Below are 15761 nucleotides of genomic sequence, written 5' to 3' on the forward strand. Positions count from 1 at the left end.
CATCGAGGCCAGGCAGACCGTTGCGGCTTATCGGACGAGGAAGCCGTGTGCAAGCGGGTCCCGCTCGTCGATAATCCAGTTTGCAAAACCACAGATGTGCGCGTAGCCTTCGATTTCGTTGATCACGGCCGGAATATCGCCGACAGCCGTCGTCCGGACGACGCGTCCGCTGAAGGTCGTACCGACGATCGACTCGTTGACGAACGTTTCCCCAAAAGCTAGCTTGCCACGCAGGTAAAGTTGTGCGACCCGTCCCGACGTGCCCGAGCCCGACGGCGACCGATCGACCTCACGGTCCGCGAAGATGATGCAGTTCGCTTGAGTGGAACCGGGATGTCGCGGAGCATTCGCGATTACAGTTCCGTAGATGTGGTCGATTTCGGGGATTTCCGGGTGAGCTACAGAATAGGCAGCGTTGGCTGCTGCCTTCACTTCGGACCCGAACGCGATCAACTTTCCGACTGCGTGTTCACGAATCTCCAAACCGAAAGGCGCGCCGTCCACGTAGAAATAGAACGCCCCGCCATACGCAATGTCGCCTGTCACGCTACCAAACGACGGTGTCAGAACCGACACATCTCGCTTCCAGATGAAGGATGGTACGTTCACAAATCGTACCGGGCCGGCATGCTCGCCATCGTAGCTCACAAAAGCCTCGATAAAGCCGCACGGTGCATCAATGCCCACGCGCGTCTCAGGCACCGTGCGCTCGACCCACCCGAGTTCGACTGCGACAGTTGCTATGGCGATTACCCCGTGTCCGCAGTGATCGCTATAGCCCTCGTTATGCACGAATATGACGCCGAAGTCCGCGCTCGGTGACACCGGCTCGGTCAGGTAGCCTCCGTACATGTCAACGTGACCACGCGGCTCAAACATGAGCGCGCGGCGAATATCGTCGGCATTCTCCTTCATCCACGTGCGGCGCTGCATGATGGTGCTACCTTTCGCCCGTGGCAATCCATTCGTCACGATACGGAAGGGCTCACCGCTGGTATGTACCTCTACGGTTGAAATAGAACGACTGATTTTCATGGACGTTGCAATGGAGGCTATTAACGAGATTTAAGGAGCGTACGGAACAGGCGCGCCGTTGCGGATTACGTACACCGTTGTCGGAGCACCTTTCAATTCGCCGTTGTCGGCAAACGCGTAAGTTCCGGCGATTCCCTTGTAGCTAGTCTTCGCGAGTTGCGCGATCAGCTTCGCTTTATCGGTGGTCGTACCAGCCTTCACCATAGCGTCGGCCAGCAGCTTCACACCGTCGTAGTAGCTGACGCCGTACACTTGCAAATCCGTGCGGTAGGTATCGTGATACCTCTTCACATAGTCGCGTCCTTCCGCAGTCTTGTCCGGGGCAACACCGCCTTGTGCGCAATAAACGATCGAGGCTGCATCGCCTGCAACCTTGCCCATTTCAGCTGTACAGATACTGTCGCCGCCCAGCAGCTTCGCGCGAACGCCGAGCGCCCGCATCTGCTTGGCCATAGGGGCGCCCTGAGCATCGTATCCGCCGTAGAAAATCACGTCGGGGTTCTTGGCTTTGATAGTTGTCAGGATCGAGCGGAAGTCAGTTGCCTGGGATGAGGTGAATTCCTGACCGACGATCTGGATCCCACGGGCCTTCGCCGTCTTTTCGAACTCTTCCGCTACCCCTTGACCATATGCTGTGCGGTCATCGACTACCACGGCTGTCTTCGCTTTCAGCGTTTGCGAAGCGAAATCGGCCATCGTGCTGCCAAGCGACGAATCGCTGGCCCCGATACGGAAGATGTTTTTGAAACCCTGCTTTGTCAATGCTGGATTCGAAGCGGTCGGCAGCAGCGGGATGCTTGCGCCGTTATAGATCTGCGAGGCCGGAATCGCTACGCCAGAATTGTAGGGTCCCAAAACGGCGATGACACCGCGGTCAACAAGGTTCTGCGCGACTTGGACGCCGATTTTCGGATCTGCTTGGTCATCCACCGCCGCGAGCTTGAAAGTGACAGCCTTCCCGCCAATCTTCAGGTTTTCCTTATTCAAATCGTCAATTGCCAGCCGCGCACCGTTCTCGACATCCTTTCCTCCGGCCACCTGCGGACCGGTCAGCGGAGCGGAAAGACCAATTGTCACGACCTCTTGTGCGCTTGCTCCAACAGCCGTCATCAACCCCAAAGCTGCGACCGCAATACAAACTCCAGACTGCTTTTTCATTGTCATCTCCGACGATTTCCGCGTACTCACGCGTATAGACCAACACCTAATTTGTCTTCACTTACAACGTGAACCTCGTGCGCAACGGGTCGCCAGCAACTGTTAAAGATGCGCGACGCGTCGTTTCAGCAGCAGTCGTGTCGAACTCGATTTGCCACCCCTCCATCACCGGGTTGGGGCGCCGCCGGGCCGCGAACCGGACGCTCACAAGCATCCGATTCATGTTACATCGTATACTCTTACGATGCATAGTATCCGTTTTCTCCAGCGTGCGCACCGTTTCAAAAATACAATTTGACCCTGGGATCTTCCCCAGTTAATTGGCTCAGAAGCGAGGATGTGGCGTCTCCAAGCCTTTGTAGACGTGGCTTGGCTGCGAGATCGGCTCCTCCCTGTCGAACCCCAGACTGTCTCTAACGTATCGCGCCTGCACGTCCCTTCCCTTGGGCGACGCAGTCGGTCGCCTTCGTCTATTGAAGAGACCAGCTCAGAGAGACCACGCGATACCCGGAGGGGTGCAACTTTTTGAAACGAGGTTGCACCCCGCCGCTCAATAGTATACGATGTCACTACTATAGTATCTTTTGGCTGCCATTTTCAGAGGACTTTTTATGCCCGGCACAACTTTGGGCGTCAAGGTTGACGATAATCTTCGTTCGCGCCTAAAGCGCGCAGCAATGAGCATCGAACGAACACCGCACTGGTTGATAAAGCAGGCGATGGTTTCGTACGTTGAGCAGATTGAGAACGGCGTCGTGCCACAGGAACTCCTTGGCGCGCAAGCCCTCGAGCCTGAACAACAGGAACCCATCGACCATAGCGAGGATGGCGCTTCTCATCCCTTCCTCGAATTCGCGCAGAACGTGCAACCGCAATCGGTGTTGCGCGCGGCGATTACCGCTGCGTATCGCCGTCCCGAGCCGGAATGCGTGCCGTTCCTGCTCGGCCAGGCGCGTTTGCCGGCCAACCTCGCGGGCGACGTACAGACGATGGCCGGCAAGCTGGTCGAAACGCTGCGCACCAAGAGCCGTGGCGGTGGCGTCGAAGGGCTGATCCACGAGTTCTCGTTGTCGAGCCAGGAAGGCGTCGCGCTGATGTGCCTCGCCGAAGCGCTGCTGCGCATTCCCGATCGCGCCACGCGTGACGCGCTGATCCGCGACAAGATCAGCAAGGGCGACTGGAAGTCGCACGTCGGCCAGGCGCCGTCGCTGTTCGTCAACGCCGCAACGTGGGGCTTGATGATTACCGGCAAACTGGTGGGGACCAACAGTGAGGCGAGCCTCTCGTCGGCGCTCACGCGTCTGATCGGCAAGGGCGGCGAGCCGCTGATCCGCAAGGGCGTCGACATGGCGATGCGCCTGATGGGCGAACAGTTTGTCACGGGCGAGAACATCTCCGAAGCGCTGGCGAATAGCCGCAAGTACGAAGCACGCGGCTTCCGCTACTCGTACGACATGCTCGGCGAAGCGGCGACCACCGAAGCCGACGCGCAACGCTACTACGCCTCGTACGAACAGGCGATCCACGCGATCGGCAAAGCGGCCGGCGGCCGCGGCATTTACGAAGGCCCGGGCATCTCGATCAAGCTGTCGGCGCTTCACGCACGCTACTCGCGTTCGCAGCAGGAACGCACGATGAGCGAGTTGCTGCCGCGCGTGCGTTCGCTGGCGATCCTCGCGCGCCGCTACGACATCGGCCTGAACATCGACGCTGAGGAAGCCGACCGCCTCGAAATCTCGCTCGATCTGCTTGAAGCGCTGTGCTTCGATCCGGAACTGGCTGGCTGGAACGGCATCGGTTTCGTGGTGCAGGCGTATCAGAAGCGCTGCCCGTTCGTGATCGAATACCTGATCGATCTGGCGCGCCGCAGCCGCCACCGCATCATGGTCCGCCTCGTGAAGGGCGCGTACTGGGATACCGAAATCAAGCGCGCACAAGTGGACGGCCTCGAAGGCTATCCGGTCTACACGCGCAAGATCTACACGGACGTCTCCTACCTTGGCTGCGCGAAGAAGCTGCTCAGCGCGCCGGACGCGGTCTATCCGCAGTTCGCCACGCACAACGCGCACACGCTGTCGGCGATCTATCACCTCGCGGGCAATAACTACTACCCCGGCCAGTACGAGTTCCAATGCCTGCACGGCATGGGTGAACCGCTGTATGAGGAAGTCACCGGCCGCGACAAGCTGAACCGTCCGTGCCGCGTGTATGCGCCAGTCGGCACGCATGAAACGCTGCTCGCATACCTCGTGCGCCGCCTGCTGGAAAACGGCGCGAACACGTCGTTCGTGAACCGCATCGCCGATGAAAACGTCGCGATCAAGGACCTGATTGCCGACCCGGTCGACGAAGCCTCGAAGATCGTCCCGCTCGGCGCACCGCACGCGAAAATTCCGCTGCCGCGCAATCTGTTCGGCGCCGAGCGTCTCAATTCGATGGGCCTCGATCTGTCGAACGAACATCGTCTGGCCTCGCTGTCGTCGGCGTTGCTGGCGAGCGCGCATCATCCGTGGCGCGCCGCGCCGATGCTCGAAGACAACGAGATCGCCGTGGGCGTCGCGCGTGATGTGCGCAACCCGGCCGATCATCGCGACCTCGTCGGCACTGTGGTGGAAGCGACCTCGGAACATGTGAGCGCCGCAATGGCCCACGCAGTCGCCGCCGCGCCGATCTGGCAAGCGACGCCGGTCGATGCCCGCGCCGATTGCCTCGCGCGTGCGGCCGATCTGCTCGAAGCCCAGATGCACACGCTGATGGGTCTTGTGGTGCGTGAAGCCGGTAAGTCGCTGGCGAACGCGGTCGCGGAAATCCGCGAAGCAATCGATTTCCTGCGCTACTACTCGACGCAGATCCGCAACGAGTTCTCCAACGACACGCACCGCCCGCTTGGTCCGGTGGTCTGTATCAGCCCGTGGAACTTCCCGCTGGCGATTTTCATGGGCCAGGTGGCTGCAGCGTTGGCGGCTGGTAACACCGTGCTCGCGAAGCCGGCCGAACAAACGCCGCTGATCGCCGCGCAAGCCGTGCGTATCCTGCGCGAAGCCGGCGTGCCGGCGGGCGCGGTGCAACTGCTGCCGGGCAATGGTGAAACGGTCGGCGCAGCGCTGGTGGCCGATCCGCGCACCCGTGCGGTGATGTTCACCGGTTCGACCGAAGTTGCGCGTCTGATCAACAAGACGCTGTCGAACCGTCTCGATCCGGAAGGCAAGCCGATCCCGCTGATCGCCGAAACCGGCGGCCAGAACGCGATGATCGTCGATTCGTCGGCGCTCGCTGAGCAGGTGGTCGCGGACGTGCTGCAGTCGTCGTTCGACTCCGCCGGTCAACGGTGTTCCGCGTTGCGCGTTCTTTGTCTACAGGAAGATGTTGCGGACCGCACGCTCGAAATGCTGACGGGCGCGATGCGCGAGCTGTCGGTGGGCAATCCGGATCGCCTGTCGATCGACGTCGGCCCGGTGATCGACCTCGACGCGAAGCGCGGTATCGACGCGCACGTCGCGGCGATGCGCGAGAAAGGCCGCAAGGTCGAGCAACTGCCGATGCCGGAAGGTGCGGGACAAGGCACGTTTGTTCCGCCGACGCTGATCGAACTCGACAGCATCGACGAATTGAAGCGTGAAGTGTTCGGCCCGGTGCTGCATGTGGTGCGTTACCGCCGCAGCCAGCTGGACAAGCTGCTCGAACAGATCCGCACAACCGGCTACGGCCTGACGCTTGGCATTCACACGCGGATCGACGAAACGATCGCTCACGTGATCAGCCGTGCGCATGTCGGCAACATTTACGTGAACCGCAATGTGATCGGCGCGGTGGTGGGTGTTCAGCCGTTCGGTGGTGAAGGTCTGTCGGGCACGGGTCCGAAAGCGGGTGGCGCGTTGTATCTGCAGCGTCTGCTGGCTACGCGTCCTGCAGGATTGCCAAAGTCGTTAGGCGACATGTTGCCTGTCAAAGGCGGTCGCGACGGGGCAGTATCCACAGAAGCAGCTCGATATGCATTATCGACGTTGCGCGATTGGTTGATCGCGGAGCATGAACCAGCCTTGGCCGCCCGTTGTGACACATATCTGGACAACGTTGTAGTTGGAGCCTCCGTCGAGCTCCTAGGCCCCACAGGTGAGCGAAATACTTTCAGCCTTCATAGCCGCGGCACAGTGCTTTGCATCCCCTCGACCAGAACAGGCGCGCTCAAGCAGTTCGCCGCGGTTCTTGCTACTGGCAATCGCAGCGTGTTTTCCGGGAAAGCTGGCGAAGAACTGTTTGCCGTGTTGCCCTCGTCGTTGAAGTCCTTCGCAGCAACCACGAAGCAGGTGGACGCACCTTGCGACGCCGTCCTTTTTGAAGGCGATAGCGACACTCTCATCACGTTGGCACAAGAAATTGCCAAGCGGCCCGGCCCGATTCTCTCAGTTCAAGCAGTTCCATCAAACCTTGGCAGTGGAACCGAAGCCGACTACGTCCTGGAGCGCCTACTCACAGAGCGCTCGGTGAGCGTCAACACTGCCGCTGCCGGCGGCAATGCAAACCTCATGACTATCGCTTGATGACGATCTAAATCGTCAACTGAACCCTGGTAAAGGCATCACATGTCAAGGTACCCGAAATGAAGATACTGGTCGCAGCAAAGAGAGTCATTGATTACAACGTCAGCGTACGCGTAAAAGCTGACAACACCGGTGTGGAAACAGCCAATGTAAAGATGTCGATGAATCCCTTCGACGAAATCGCGGTTGAAGAAGCCGTTCGTCTGCGCGAAGCGGGCGTGGCGACCGAAGTGATCGCCGTTTCGGCAGGCGTGACGCAGTCGCAGGAAACGCTGCGCACGGCGCTGGCAATCGGCGCGGACCGCGCGATCCTGATCGAGTCGGGCGAAGAGCTGCAGCCGCTGGCGGTCGCCAAGCTGCTCAAGGCGCTGGTCGACAAGGAACAGCCGCAACTGGTCATCCTCGGCAAGCAGGCTATTGACGACGATTCGAACCAGACCGGTCAGATGCTGGCTGCGCTGGCGAACCTGCCGCAAGCAACGTTTGCCTCGAAGGTTGTCGTCGCTGACGGCAAGGCTACGGTGTCGCGCGAAGTGGACGGCGGTGCGGAAACGCTGTCGCTGAGCCTGCCGGCCGTGATCACGACCGATCTGCGCCTGAACGAGCCGCGCTACGTGACGCTGCCAAACATCATGAAGGCGAAGAAGAAGCCGCTGGAAGTCATCAAGCCGGAAGACCTCGGTGTTGATGTGACGCCGCGCCTGAAGACGCTGAAAGTCGTTGAGCCGCCGAAGCGCTCCGCCGGTGTGAAGGTGCCGGATGTGAAAACGCTGGTCGAGAAGCTGAAGACCGAAGCCAAGGTGCTGTGAGGAGACGGACGAAATGACGAATCTGGTAATTGCTGAACACGATAACGCGTCGATCAAGGCCGCGACGCTGAACACGATTGCAGCGGCTCAGAAGATCGGCGGTGATATTCACGTGCTGGTCGCGGGTCACAACGCACAGGCTGCTGCGGATGCGGCAGCGAAGATTGCAGGCGTGAGCAAAGTGCTGCTCGCCGACGCACCGCAACTTGAAGCGGGTCTTGCAGAGAACGTTGAGGCCACCGTTCTGAACATCGCGGAGGACTACACCCACATTCTCGCGCCGGCGACCGCTTACGGTAGGAACGTCGCGCCTCGCATCGCCGCGAAGCTCGACGTCGCGCAGATCAGCGACATCATGGCTGTGGATTCCGCCGACACGTTCGAACGCCCAATTTACGCAGGCAACGCAATCGCGACGGTTCAATCTCAAGATTCCATCAAGGTCATCACTGTGCGTTCGACCGGCTTCGACGCACTTGCCGCCGAAGGTGGCAGTGCGGCTGTCGAGAGGATTGAAGCCCCGGCAGACGTCGGGATTTCGCAATTCGTTAGCCGCGAGGTTACGAAGCTGGACCGCCCGGAATTGGCATCGGCAAAGACCATTGTGTCGGGTGGTCGCGGGCTGGGCAGTAGCGAGAACTACACGAAGGTTCTCGAACCGCTGGCAGACAAGCTGAACGCAGCGCTGGGCGCATCGCGCGCTGCGGTCGATGCTGGTTTCGTGCCGAACGACTATCAGGTGGGGCAAACCGGCAAGATCGTTGCGCCGCAACTGTACGTGGCGGTCGGCATCTCGGGTGCGATCCAGCATCTGGCCGGCATGAAGGACTCGAAGGTCATTGTGGCGATCAACAAGGACCCGGAAGCGCCTATTTTCAGCGTCGCGGACTACGGTCTCGTCGACGATCTGTTCGCCTGCGTGCCCGAGCTGATTGCAGCATTAGGCTGACAAAGAACTTTTAATCTGGATCTTGCGCAACTTATGAAAATCGCTTTCATCGGTGGTGGCAATATGGCGTCAGCCCTCATTGCCGGACTCATCAACCGGGGCGTATCAAGTGCAGACTTGTGCGCGTTTGACCCCAACGACGACGTGCGTGAACGCAACGCCCAGCTTTTGGGTATTGCGACCGCAGCTGCCCCGGACGCGGGGATTGCCGATTTCGATGCAATCGTGCTCGCAGTAAAGCCCCAGATCGTGCGCGATGTCGCAACATCGCTCGCGCCTTTGATCTCTGCCAATCAGCTGGTCATCAGTGTGGTCGCCGGCATCCGGTCGGTTGATTTATCTCGCTGGCTTCAGGGACACACCCGTATCGTTCGTACCATGCCCAATACACCGGCGCTAATCGGAAAAGGCGTAACCGGCCTGGCTGCAACCGCGGGCGTGGATGAATGCAGTCGGACACTCGCGACACAGGTCCTCGACAGTGCCGGAAGGACGGTATGGGTCGATGATGAAAGCAAAATTGACGCAGTGACCGCTATCTCAGGAAGCGGACCCGCATACGTGTTTTATTTCATTGAGGCGTTGCAGGACGCTGCCCTTCAGTTGGGGCTGGACGAAACCCAAGCACGAGAGCTGGCTCTAGCAACCTTCGCTGGCGCTGCAGAGCTGGCGACACAATCGAGGGAACCGGCAAGCGTGCTGCGTGAACGGGTAACGTCGAAAGGCGGGACAACGGCAGCGGCTCTGGATTCCTTCAATTCTTCCGGCATCAAGGCGGCAATCGTGAAGGGCGCCCTCGCAGCGCATTCGCGAGCAATCGAAATGGGCGAAGAGTTCGGCAAATCTGCATAGGTCACGCTGACATGAGGACTACGCGCGGAAGGAATCCAATTCCTATAAATTGATCCCCTCCGCGCTGGTCACCGCGTCGTGAGCCATCCGCCTATGGTTACAGTTCCATTCACGCGACAAGCCGGGTATGTGACAGGCCTGATGCAAGGCTGCCAGCAAGTCGGTGACAACGAGCCACGCTTGTGCCTCGGCGCGCAGACGCCCGGTGTAGAACCTCAGTTGCAGTCAGATATGTCCTGTAAGTGCCGGTGGGCGGTCACTACATGTTCGGATAGTTCGGACCGCCACCGCCCTCAGGCGTGACCCACACGATGTTCTGCGTCGGGTCCTTGATGTCGCAGGTCTTGCAATGCACGCAGTTCTGAGCGTTGATCAACAGCCGCTCGCTGCCGTCGTCGTTCTTCACGAACTCGTACACCGCGGCCGGGCAATAACGCGCTTCCGGGCCGGCATAGGTCTGCCAGTTCACGTTCACCGGCACCGACGGATCTTTCAGCGTCAGGTGAGCCGGCTGGTTCTCTTCATGGTTCGTGTTCGAAATGAACACCGAAGAGAGCCGGTCGAACGTCAGCTTGCCGTCCGGCTTCGGATACGCGATCTGCTTGCATTGCGAAGCGGGTTTGAGCATTTCGTGGTCCGAGTGCTGGTGGTGCAGCGTCCACGGTACATTGCCGCCCAGCAGCTTCTGCTCGATGCCGACCATCAAGGTACCGAGGTACAGGCCCTTGCTCATCCACTGCTTGAAGTTGCGCGCACGATGCAGTTCCGTGTGCAGCCACGAGGTCTTGAACGACTTCGGATAGGCCGTCAGCTCGTCGCTGGTGCGGCCTGCCTGCACGGCATCGAACGCCGCCTCAGCCGCCAGCATGCCGGTCTTGATCGCCGCGTGCGAACCCTTGATCCGCGATGCGTTCAGGAAGCCGGCATCGTCACCCACCAGCGCGCCGCCCGGGAACACCAGCTTCGGCAGCGACAGCAGACCGCCCGCGGTGATCGCCCGCGCGCCGTACGATACCCGCTTGCCGCCTTCCAGAATCGCGCGGATCGCCGGATGCGTCTTGTAGCGCTGGAATTCCTCGAACGGTGACAGATACGGATTTGTGTAGCCGAGGCCGACGACAAAGCCCACCACCACCTGGTTGTTGTCCATGTGATACAGGAACGAACCACCGTACGTGTCGTTTTCGAGCGGCCAGCCGGCGGTATGCATCACCAGACCCGGCTTGTGCTTCGACGGATCGATTTCCCACAGTTCCTTGATGCCGATCCCGTAGACCTGCGGATCGACGCCTTCGCGCAGCTTGAATTTGTCGTTCAACTGGCGGCCCAGATGCCCGCGCGCGCCTTCGCAGAACAGCGTGTACTTCGCGTGCAATTCCATGCCGAGCTGGAAGTTTTCGGTCGGCTGACCATCTTTGCCAATGCCCAGATTGCCGGTGGCGACGCCTTTGACCGACCCATCGTCGTTATAGAGGATTTCCGCGGCCGGAAAGCCCGGGAAGATCTCGACGCCCAGCGCCTCGGCCTGCTGACCCAGCCAGCGCGTGACGTTCGCGAGGCTGATCACGTAATTGCCGTGGTTCTTGAAGTTATCCGGCAGCGCCCAGACTGGCACGCTCTTCGAACCGGTTTCGGTCAGGAACAGGAATTTGTCTTCCGTCACCTCCACCGTCAGTGGCCCGCCTTTTTCCTTCCAGTCGGGGATCAGTTCGGTGATGGCGCGCGGATCCATCACCGCGCCCGACAGGATATGCGCCCCGATCTCCGAGCCTTTTTCCAGTACGTACACACCAAGCTCGACGCCTTTCTCCGCCGCCAGCTGCTTCAGGCGGATCGCTGCGGACAGGCCAGCCGGGCCGCCGCCGACGATCACAACGTCGTATTCCATCGACTCTCGGGGACCAACCTGCTCCAGCAGGACGGCTTGATGCTTCAAGGACATGACTTATACCAATTCAAACTTGAGCGCTCTGGTGTCTCAAAAAAACATCAGACAGGATTCATCTATTAGACTACTATTTATATCAATCGTATACTTTAAAGTACGCCAATGCAATTGCTGACGCAACAGCGACCTGGCCTGCACACCCGTGAGGGTTCCGAGATGGATCATCCACTTCGGAGCACGCTCTCCGGAGAATTGCACGCCCGGCCCTTTCTCAAAATATCAACCGCGGTTTCGCTTGAGCACTTTGCGGTGCTCGTTGAACACGACTCGCATACCCAATTTCACGAAGCGTTGCTCCAAACCTTGTGCCACGACGCAGGCATACCGAGCCCCGCTGACGGCGTCACGCACTACGCGGCACAGCTAAGGTGTGGCCGTCAGCTTAAGTGGGAGCGCCATACGGAGTTCTCAACCTTCACATTCGTCGCTCCACGACATCACAACCGTTATTTCGTTGGGGAAACTTCGTCGACCCTACCGAGCGCGTGGCTAGAGAGGATGGCTGGAACCCGCATCGTCGCTGTGCGAATGGAACTGCTCACCTCTGGCGAGGCTGGTGTCGGACGCGATGATTTGTCTCGCTGGTTCGACGGTCCGATCGTCGTCGGAAGCAGAGTAATGGGCGGCGGCAAGGTATTTTGTGACTGGACTGTTCGCTCAGACGGATTCATGCGTTTTCTTGTTGTCGACGACGATTTTCGTGAAGCGCAGAGTGGTCGACTGCTGCAGCGGATCCACGAGATCGAAACCTATCGGATGATGGCACTGCTCGCGTTACCGGTTGCGCGAAAGATGGCTCGCGATCTGGACGACATAAACTCGTTGCTACAAGCGCTCATGCGGCGCATGGAGGAGACCGGCGCACTCACCGACGATGCCGGACTGCTCGTGGAACTCACACATCTGGCCGTTCGCATTGAATCGCTGGCAGGTCATGGCAGCCGCTTCAGCGCCTCCCGCGCGTACGAGATGCTCGTTCACACTCGGATTCAGGAGTTGCGTGAAGAACGTATTGAAGGCATGCCAACGATTGCAGAGTTCATGGAGCGTCGGTTCGCGCCGGCGATGCAGACGTGCCGCAGCGTTTGGAACAGGCACGAACAAACTGCGCAACGCGTCGCGCGGGCCGTGGACCTATTGCGCACACGCGTGAACCTCAGTCAGGAAAAGGACGTTACGACCATGCTTGCTGGGATGGAGCGAACCGCACGCCATCAGCTACATTTACAGCACGCGGTCGAAGGACTTTCGGTCGCGGCTATTTCCTACTACGTCCTGTCGCTCGCCGGTGCAGCGTTTCGCGCCATGCATGAACTGCATTTACCGGTGGCTCCGGAGCTCGCTGAGGGCCTTTTGATAGCGCCGGTCGTTCTGATGGTCATCGGCATTACAAAACGCGCCCGTCGCCGCGTGCTAAACGGGAACGTGTCACGCAGCGACGGGATACACAGCATGAACCTCAATGATTGAGCTCGAAAATTCAGCCCTCGACCTACCAAAAGGAATCCAGGTGAAGCAAACTGATATTGCATTTAAAGCCGCCCAGCGCACCAACGGCATCGAAGGCACCTCCTCCGCATCAACGGCTCTGGTCGGAAGTAATGCTAGAGGGTCGAGGTCACGCTATGCAGATGCGTTGAAGGAACCAACGGCGTCGCTGATGGACAGTCGGGAAACGCGACCTGATGTTTCTCATCTCGCGATCCTTGGATATGACTGATGCTCCAAGAATCCACTGAAGCATTTTAATCGCGCCTCACCCTGCTTCATTTGCAGGGCGGGCGCATATTCCCGTCAAATGATGCCACGCTCCCGGTACGGCTCGTTGCGCTGTACGCGTTCGTAACCGAAGCGCTCGAGGTCAAGAGTCTCGAAGCGCCCCTTTACGATGAGCTCCGCGACAGCAAGTCCAGCTGCCGGCGCATGCATGAGGCCATGCCCAGAGAAGCCCGCGGCTACAATGAAATTCTCACGACGGTCGGTCCACCTGCCGATAATCGCATTACCGTCGAAGTCGCATTGCTCGTAGAGACCTGACCAGGATTTCGCAAGTTCGAGTCGCCCTATCCCAGGGAATCGCCACGCTACGGCCGGCCGCACCACGCGATCGAACCACTCGACATCCATTGCCAACGAGAAGCCGCGCTCCACCTTGGTACTGACCAGGCCCCCCGAAAATCCGTCACCGGCGGAACGTATCGCGAGCCCCTTCAAATCCTTCACATACGGCATGTCCGGCTGCGCTACGTCAGCAGTGAATACGTGCTCGAAGCGCCGCATCGGGTTGACAGGCAATGCCATGCCGACCATGCGGCTGACTTCCTGCGCCCAAGGTCCTGCGGCGTTCACAAAATGATCGCTGTACATCACGTTGCCCGATGCCAGACGCACTGCCGTTACGCTCAGCCCGTTTTCTTCGAATCCAGTCACTTCATCTTTGACAAACCTGACACCCGCCTCGCGGGCTCGCTGCACGATAACCGAATGATATTTTTGAGCGTCAAACCAACCGTCTTCAGGTGAATGCACGCCGGCACCGAGATCATCGGCGCGTAACAACGGGAATCGCGTAGCAATCTGTTCTGGGGTCAGTAACTCCGCATTTACGCCCATTCGATGCTGCACTTCGAGATTCGATTCGAGGAGATTCAAACCTTCCGGCGGAACGATAAACAGATACCCTTGGGCACGCCAGTCTACTTTCGCCAGATCATCGGCCGCCTGCGAATCGAGTTGCTTCACAAACTCGATGCTATAGCTGGACATCGCGATGTTTTCCGGGCAGCGAAATAGGCGTCGCGCGCCGCCTGACCCGGAAGTCGCTGTTGATGAGAAGGCGCCCAACGGCGCACGATCAATCACTGTGACATCCAATGCCGGGTCCAGCCGCTTACAAAACAAGGCGATGCTGGAGCCCACTGCTCCGGCACCGACAATCACCACATCATTCATTGCATTCTTCCTAAATCAAGTACGTTTTGGTCGACCATCATTCAACGATGAGGTCATCTCGTTCAAGGCTTACCTACCGGTAAGCCATAGCCATCCTTTCAGGCCCCTGGGGTTGCGCCAGCGATGGCCGCCAGATTTGCGGCGCATCAAGGACGACGCTCACCCAGGTTCGCGTTTGCGAAATATCATCGACACGGCGTAGACCATTTCGCGGACAGGGCTGTGTGCGCAAGGTAGGCCGGGCTACGCTATCGATTCGACAAGGGAGGGCGAGCCAGCCATCAGCGCTGACGGTGACTCGCTGAGACAGTCGAATCAAAGGATGCCGACCTCGCGATAAGGTGTGTTCGTTTCGACGCGTTCATAGCCAAGCCGCGTGAGATCTATGGTTTGATATGCTCCGTGCACAATCAATTCTGCAATGCCTCGACCGGCCGCAGGCGAGTGCATCATTCCGTGACCCGAGAAGCCCGCTACTGTGTAAAGATTTTCCAGCCGGGAATTCCATGCACCAATAACCGGGTTGCCATCAAGGTCGTTCTGCTCATACAAGCCTGACCACGTCCGATGGCACTTTGCAGCTTCGAGCGGCGGGAAGCGATGGGCGACGGCCGGCCAAACGACGTTCTCAAAGTAGTCGTGGTCCACCTCAAAGTTGAAGCCGCGCTTTTCGTTACTGTCGACGAGACCGCCGGAAAATCCATTACCCTCCGAGCGGAACGCCAGACGGCTAAGGTCTTTAACGTAGGGCAGATGTTCAATCGGGTTACCACAGGTAAAGTAGTGTTCGAACCGGCGCATCGGGACAATGGGAAGCACCATGCCGAACATTTCTGCAATCGCGCCCGACCACGCTCCACCGCAGTTGACAAAAGCGTCGGCCGCGAGCGTCGCACCGCTCTCCAGCATGACGCTCTTTGCGCTGCTCCCGGCGACTTCGGCGGCCACCACTTTATCTTTGATGTAGACGGCGCCCAACTCCACCGCTTTACGTCGGAAACCCCACAACAATCCGTTGGGATCGCACCACCCATCGTCCGGCGTGTGTGCACCGGCGCCGAGGTCTTCAATGTTGATCGACGGGAAACGGTTCTTGAGCTCGCTAGGCGACAGCAGATCGACTTTCGCTCCATTCTTGCGCTGGATTTCGACATTTCCCTCAAGCAGCGAGACCCGTTCCGGGGGCACCAGGAACAGGTACCCGCCTTGCACCCAGTCCACCGGCGCAGGACGGCCGCCAGCCGTCATCGTTTTCTCGAAATTCTTGATGAAATCAATGCTGTAGAGCGACATGGCGATGTTCTCTGGCGAGGAGAACTGCACCCGGCAGCCACCGGAAGAGCGCAGCGCAGACGCGAACTCGTATGTCGGGTCCGGTTCGACTACCGCGACGCGCATCGCTGGCGCCTGCACGAGAAGGTTATAGGCGACGCTGGATCCGAGAATGCCGCCGCCTATGACGACAACGTCGAATTTCTGCGCTTGTAAATCTGGCATGGTTATTTACCTCGAATAGA

General features: G+C 59.2%; 11 protein-coding genes. 6 read left to right on the forward strand and 5 right to left on the reverse strand.

The genetic code is table 11. The annotated features are described in order from the left end of the window. Positions 1 to 27: 27 nt before the first annotated feature. On the reverse strand, positions 28 to 1035 hold the full coding sequence (gene lhpH / locus AC3WLT_RS11760; RefSeq protein ID WP_154567540.1) for a trans-3-hydroxy-L-proline dehydratase: 1008 nt from the start codon (positions 1033 to 1035) through the stop codon (positions 28 to 30). A 30-nt stretch (positions 1036 to 1065) separates the two neighbouring features. Beyond that, the gene (locus AC3WLT_RS11765) at positions 1066 to 2193 is read right to left on the reverse strand and encodes a branched-chain amino acid ABC transporter substrate-binding protein (protein ID WP_154567539.1); all 1128 of its coding nucleotides are present in this window, start codon (positions 2191 to 2193) and stop codon (positions 1066 to 1068) included. A 611-nt stretch (positions 2194 to 2804) separates the two neighbouring features. Here AC3WLT_RS11765 and putA point away from each other — a divergent pair. The 4 genes from putA to proC are packed head-to-tail and all read left to right on the forward strand — an operon-like array spanning position 2805 to position 9344. Next, the gene (putA, locus tag AC3WLT_RS11770) at positions 2805 to 6734 is read left to right on the forward strand and encodes a trifunctional transcriptional regulator/proline dehydrogenase/L-glutamate gamma-semialdehyde dehydrogenase (protein WP_492591987.1); all 3930 of its coding nucleotides are present in this window, start codon (positions 2805 to 2807) and stop codon (positions 6732 to 6734) included. Positions 6735 to 6793: 59 nt separating this feature from the next. After that, a complete protein-coding gene (locus AC3WLT_RS11775) occupies positions 6794 to 7543 on the forward strand; it encodes an electron transfer flavoprotein subunit beta/FixA family protein (RefSeq protein WP_492591988.1) in 750 nt (249 codons plus the stop codon). Between the two features lie 13 nt (positions 7544 to 7556). Continuing rightward, positions 7557 to 8492 carry an electron transfer flavoprotein subunit alpha/FixB family protein gene (locus AC3WLT_RS11780; protein WP_492591989.1) on the forward strand — a complete coding sequence of 312 codons (936 nt, stop codon included), beginning with the start codon at positions 7557 to 7559 and terminating at the stop codon, positions 8490 to 8492. A 33-nt stretch (positions 8493 to 8525) separates the two neighbouring features. After that, on the forward strand, positions 8526 to 9344 hold the full coding sequence (gene proC, locus AC3WLT_RS11785) for a pyrroline-5-carboxylate reductase (RefSeq protein WP_154566716.1): 819 nt from the start codon (positions 8526 to 8528) through the stop codon (positions 9342 to 9344). 259 nt (positions 9345 to 9603) lie between these two features. Here proC and AC3WLT_RS11790 read toward each other — a convergent pair whose 3' ends face one another. Beyond that, a complete protein-coding gene (locus tag AC3WLT_RS11790) occupies positions 9604 to 11286 on the reverse strand; it encodes an electron transfer flavoprotein-ubiquinone oxidoreductase (protein WP_154566715.1) in 1683 nt (560 codons plus the stop codon). Positions 11287 to 11448: 162 nt separating this feature from the next. Here AC3WLT_RS11790 and AC3WLT_RS11795 point away from each other — a divergent pair, with 162 nt between their 5' ends. Continuing rightward, complete coding sequence (locus tag AC3WLT_RS11795; RefSeq protein ID WP_154566719.1) at positions 11449 to 12762, forward strand: DUF3422 family protein; 1314 nt, start codon at positions 11449 to 11451, stop codon at positions 12760 to 12762. Beyond that, complete coding sequence (locus tag AC3WLT_RS11800) at positions 12755 to 13012, forward strand: hypothetical protein (RefSeq protein ID WP_154566714.1); 258 nt, start codon at positions 12755 to 12757, stop codon at positions 13010 to 13012. The genes AC3WLT_RS11795 and AC3WLT_RS11800 overlap by 8 nt, the downstream gene beginning before the upstream one ends. 74 nt (positions 13013 to 13086) lie before the next feature. On the opposite strand, the gene AC3WLT_RS11805 is transcribed toward AC3WLT_RS11800, so the two are convergent. Together AC3WLT_RS11805 and AC3WLT_RS11810 are read right to left on the reverse strand one after the other, a co-directional pair. Beyond that, positions 13087 to 14244, reverse strand: coding sequence for an NAD(P)/FAD-dependent oxidoreductase (locus tag AC3WLT_RS11805; RefSeq protein ID WP_492591990.1), 1158 nt, complete (start codon positions 14242 to 14244; stop codon positions 13087 to 13089). A 315-nt stretch (positions 14245 to 14559) separates the two neighbouring features. Next, positions 14560 to 15741 carry an NAD(P)/FAD-dependent oxidoreductase gene (locus AC3WLT_RS11810; protein ID WP_154566712.1) on the reverse strand — a complete coding sequence of 394 codons (1182 nt, stop codon included), beginning with the start codon at positions 15739 to 15741 and terminating at the stop codon, positions 14560 to 14562. Positions 15742 to 15761: the final 20 nt, after the last annotated feature.

The sequence above is a fragment of the Paraburkholderia sp. FW306-2-2C-D06C genome (assembly GCF_058781505.1).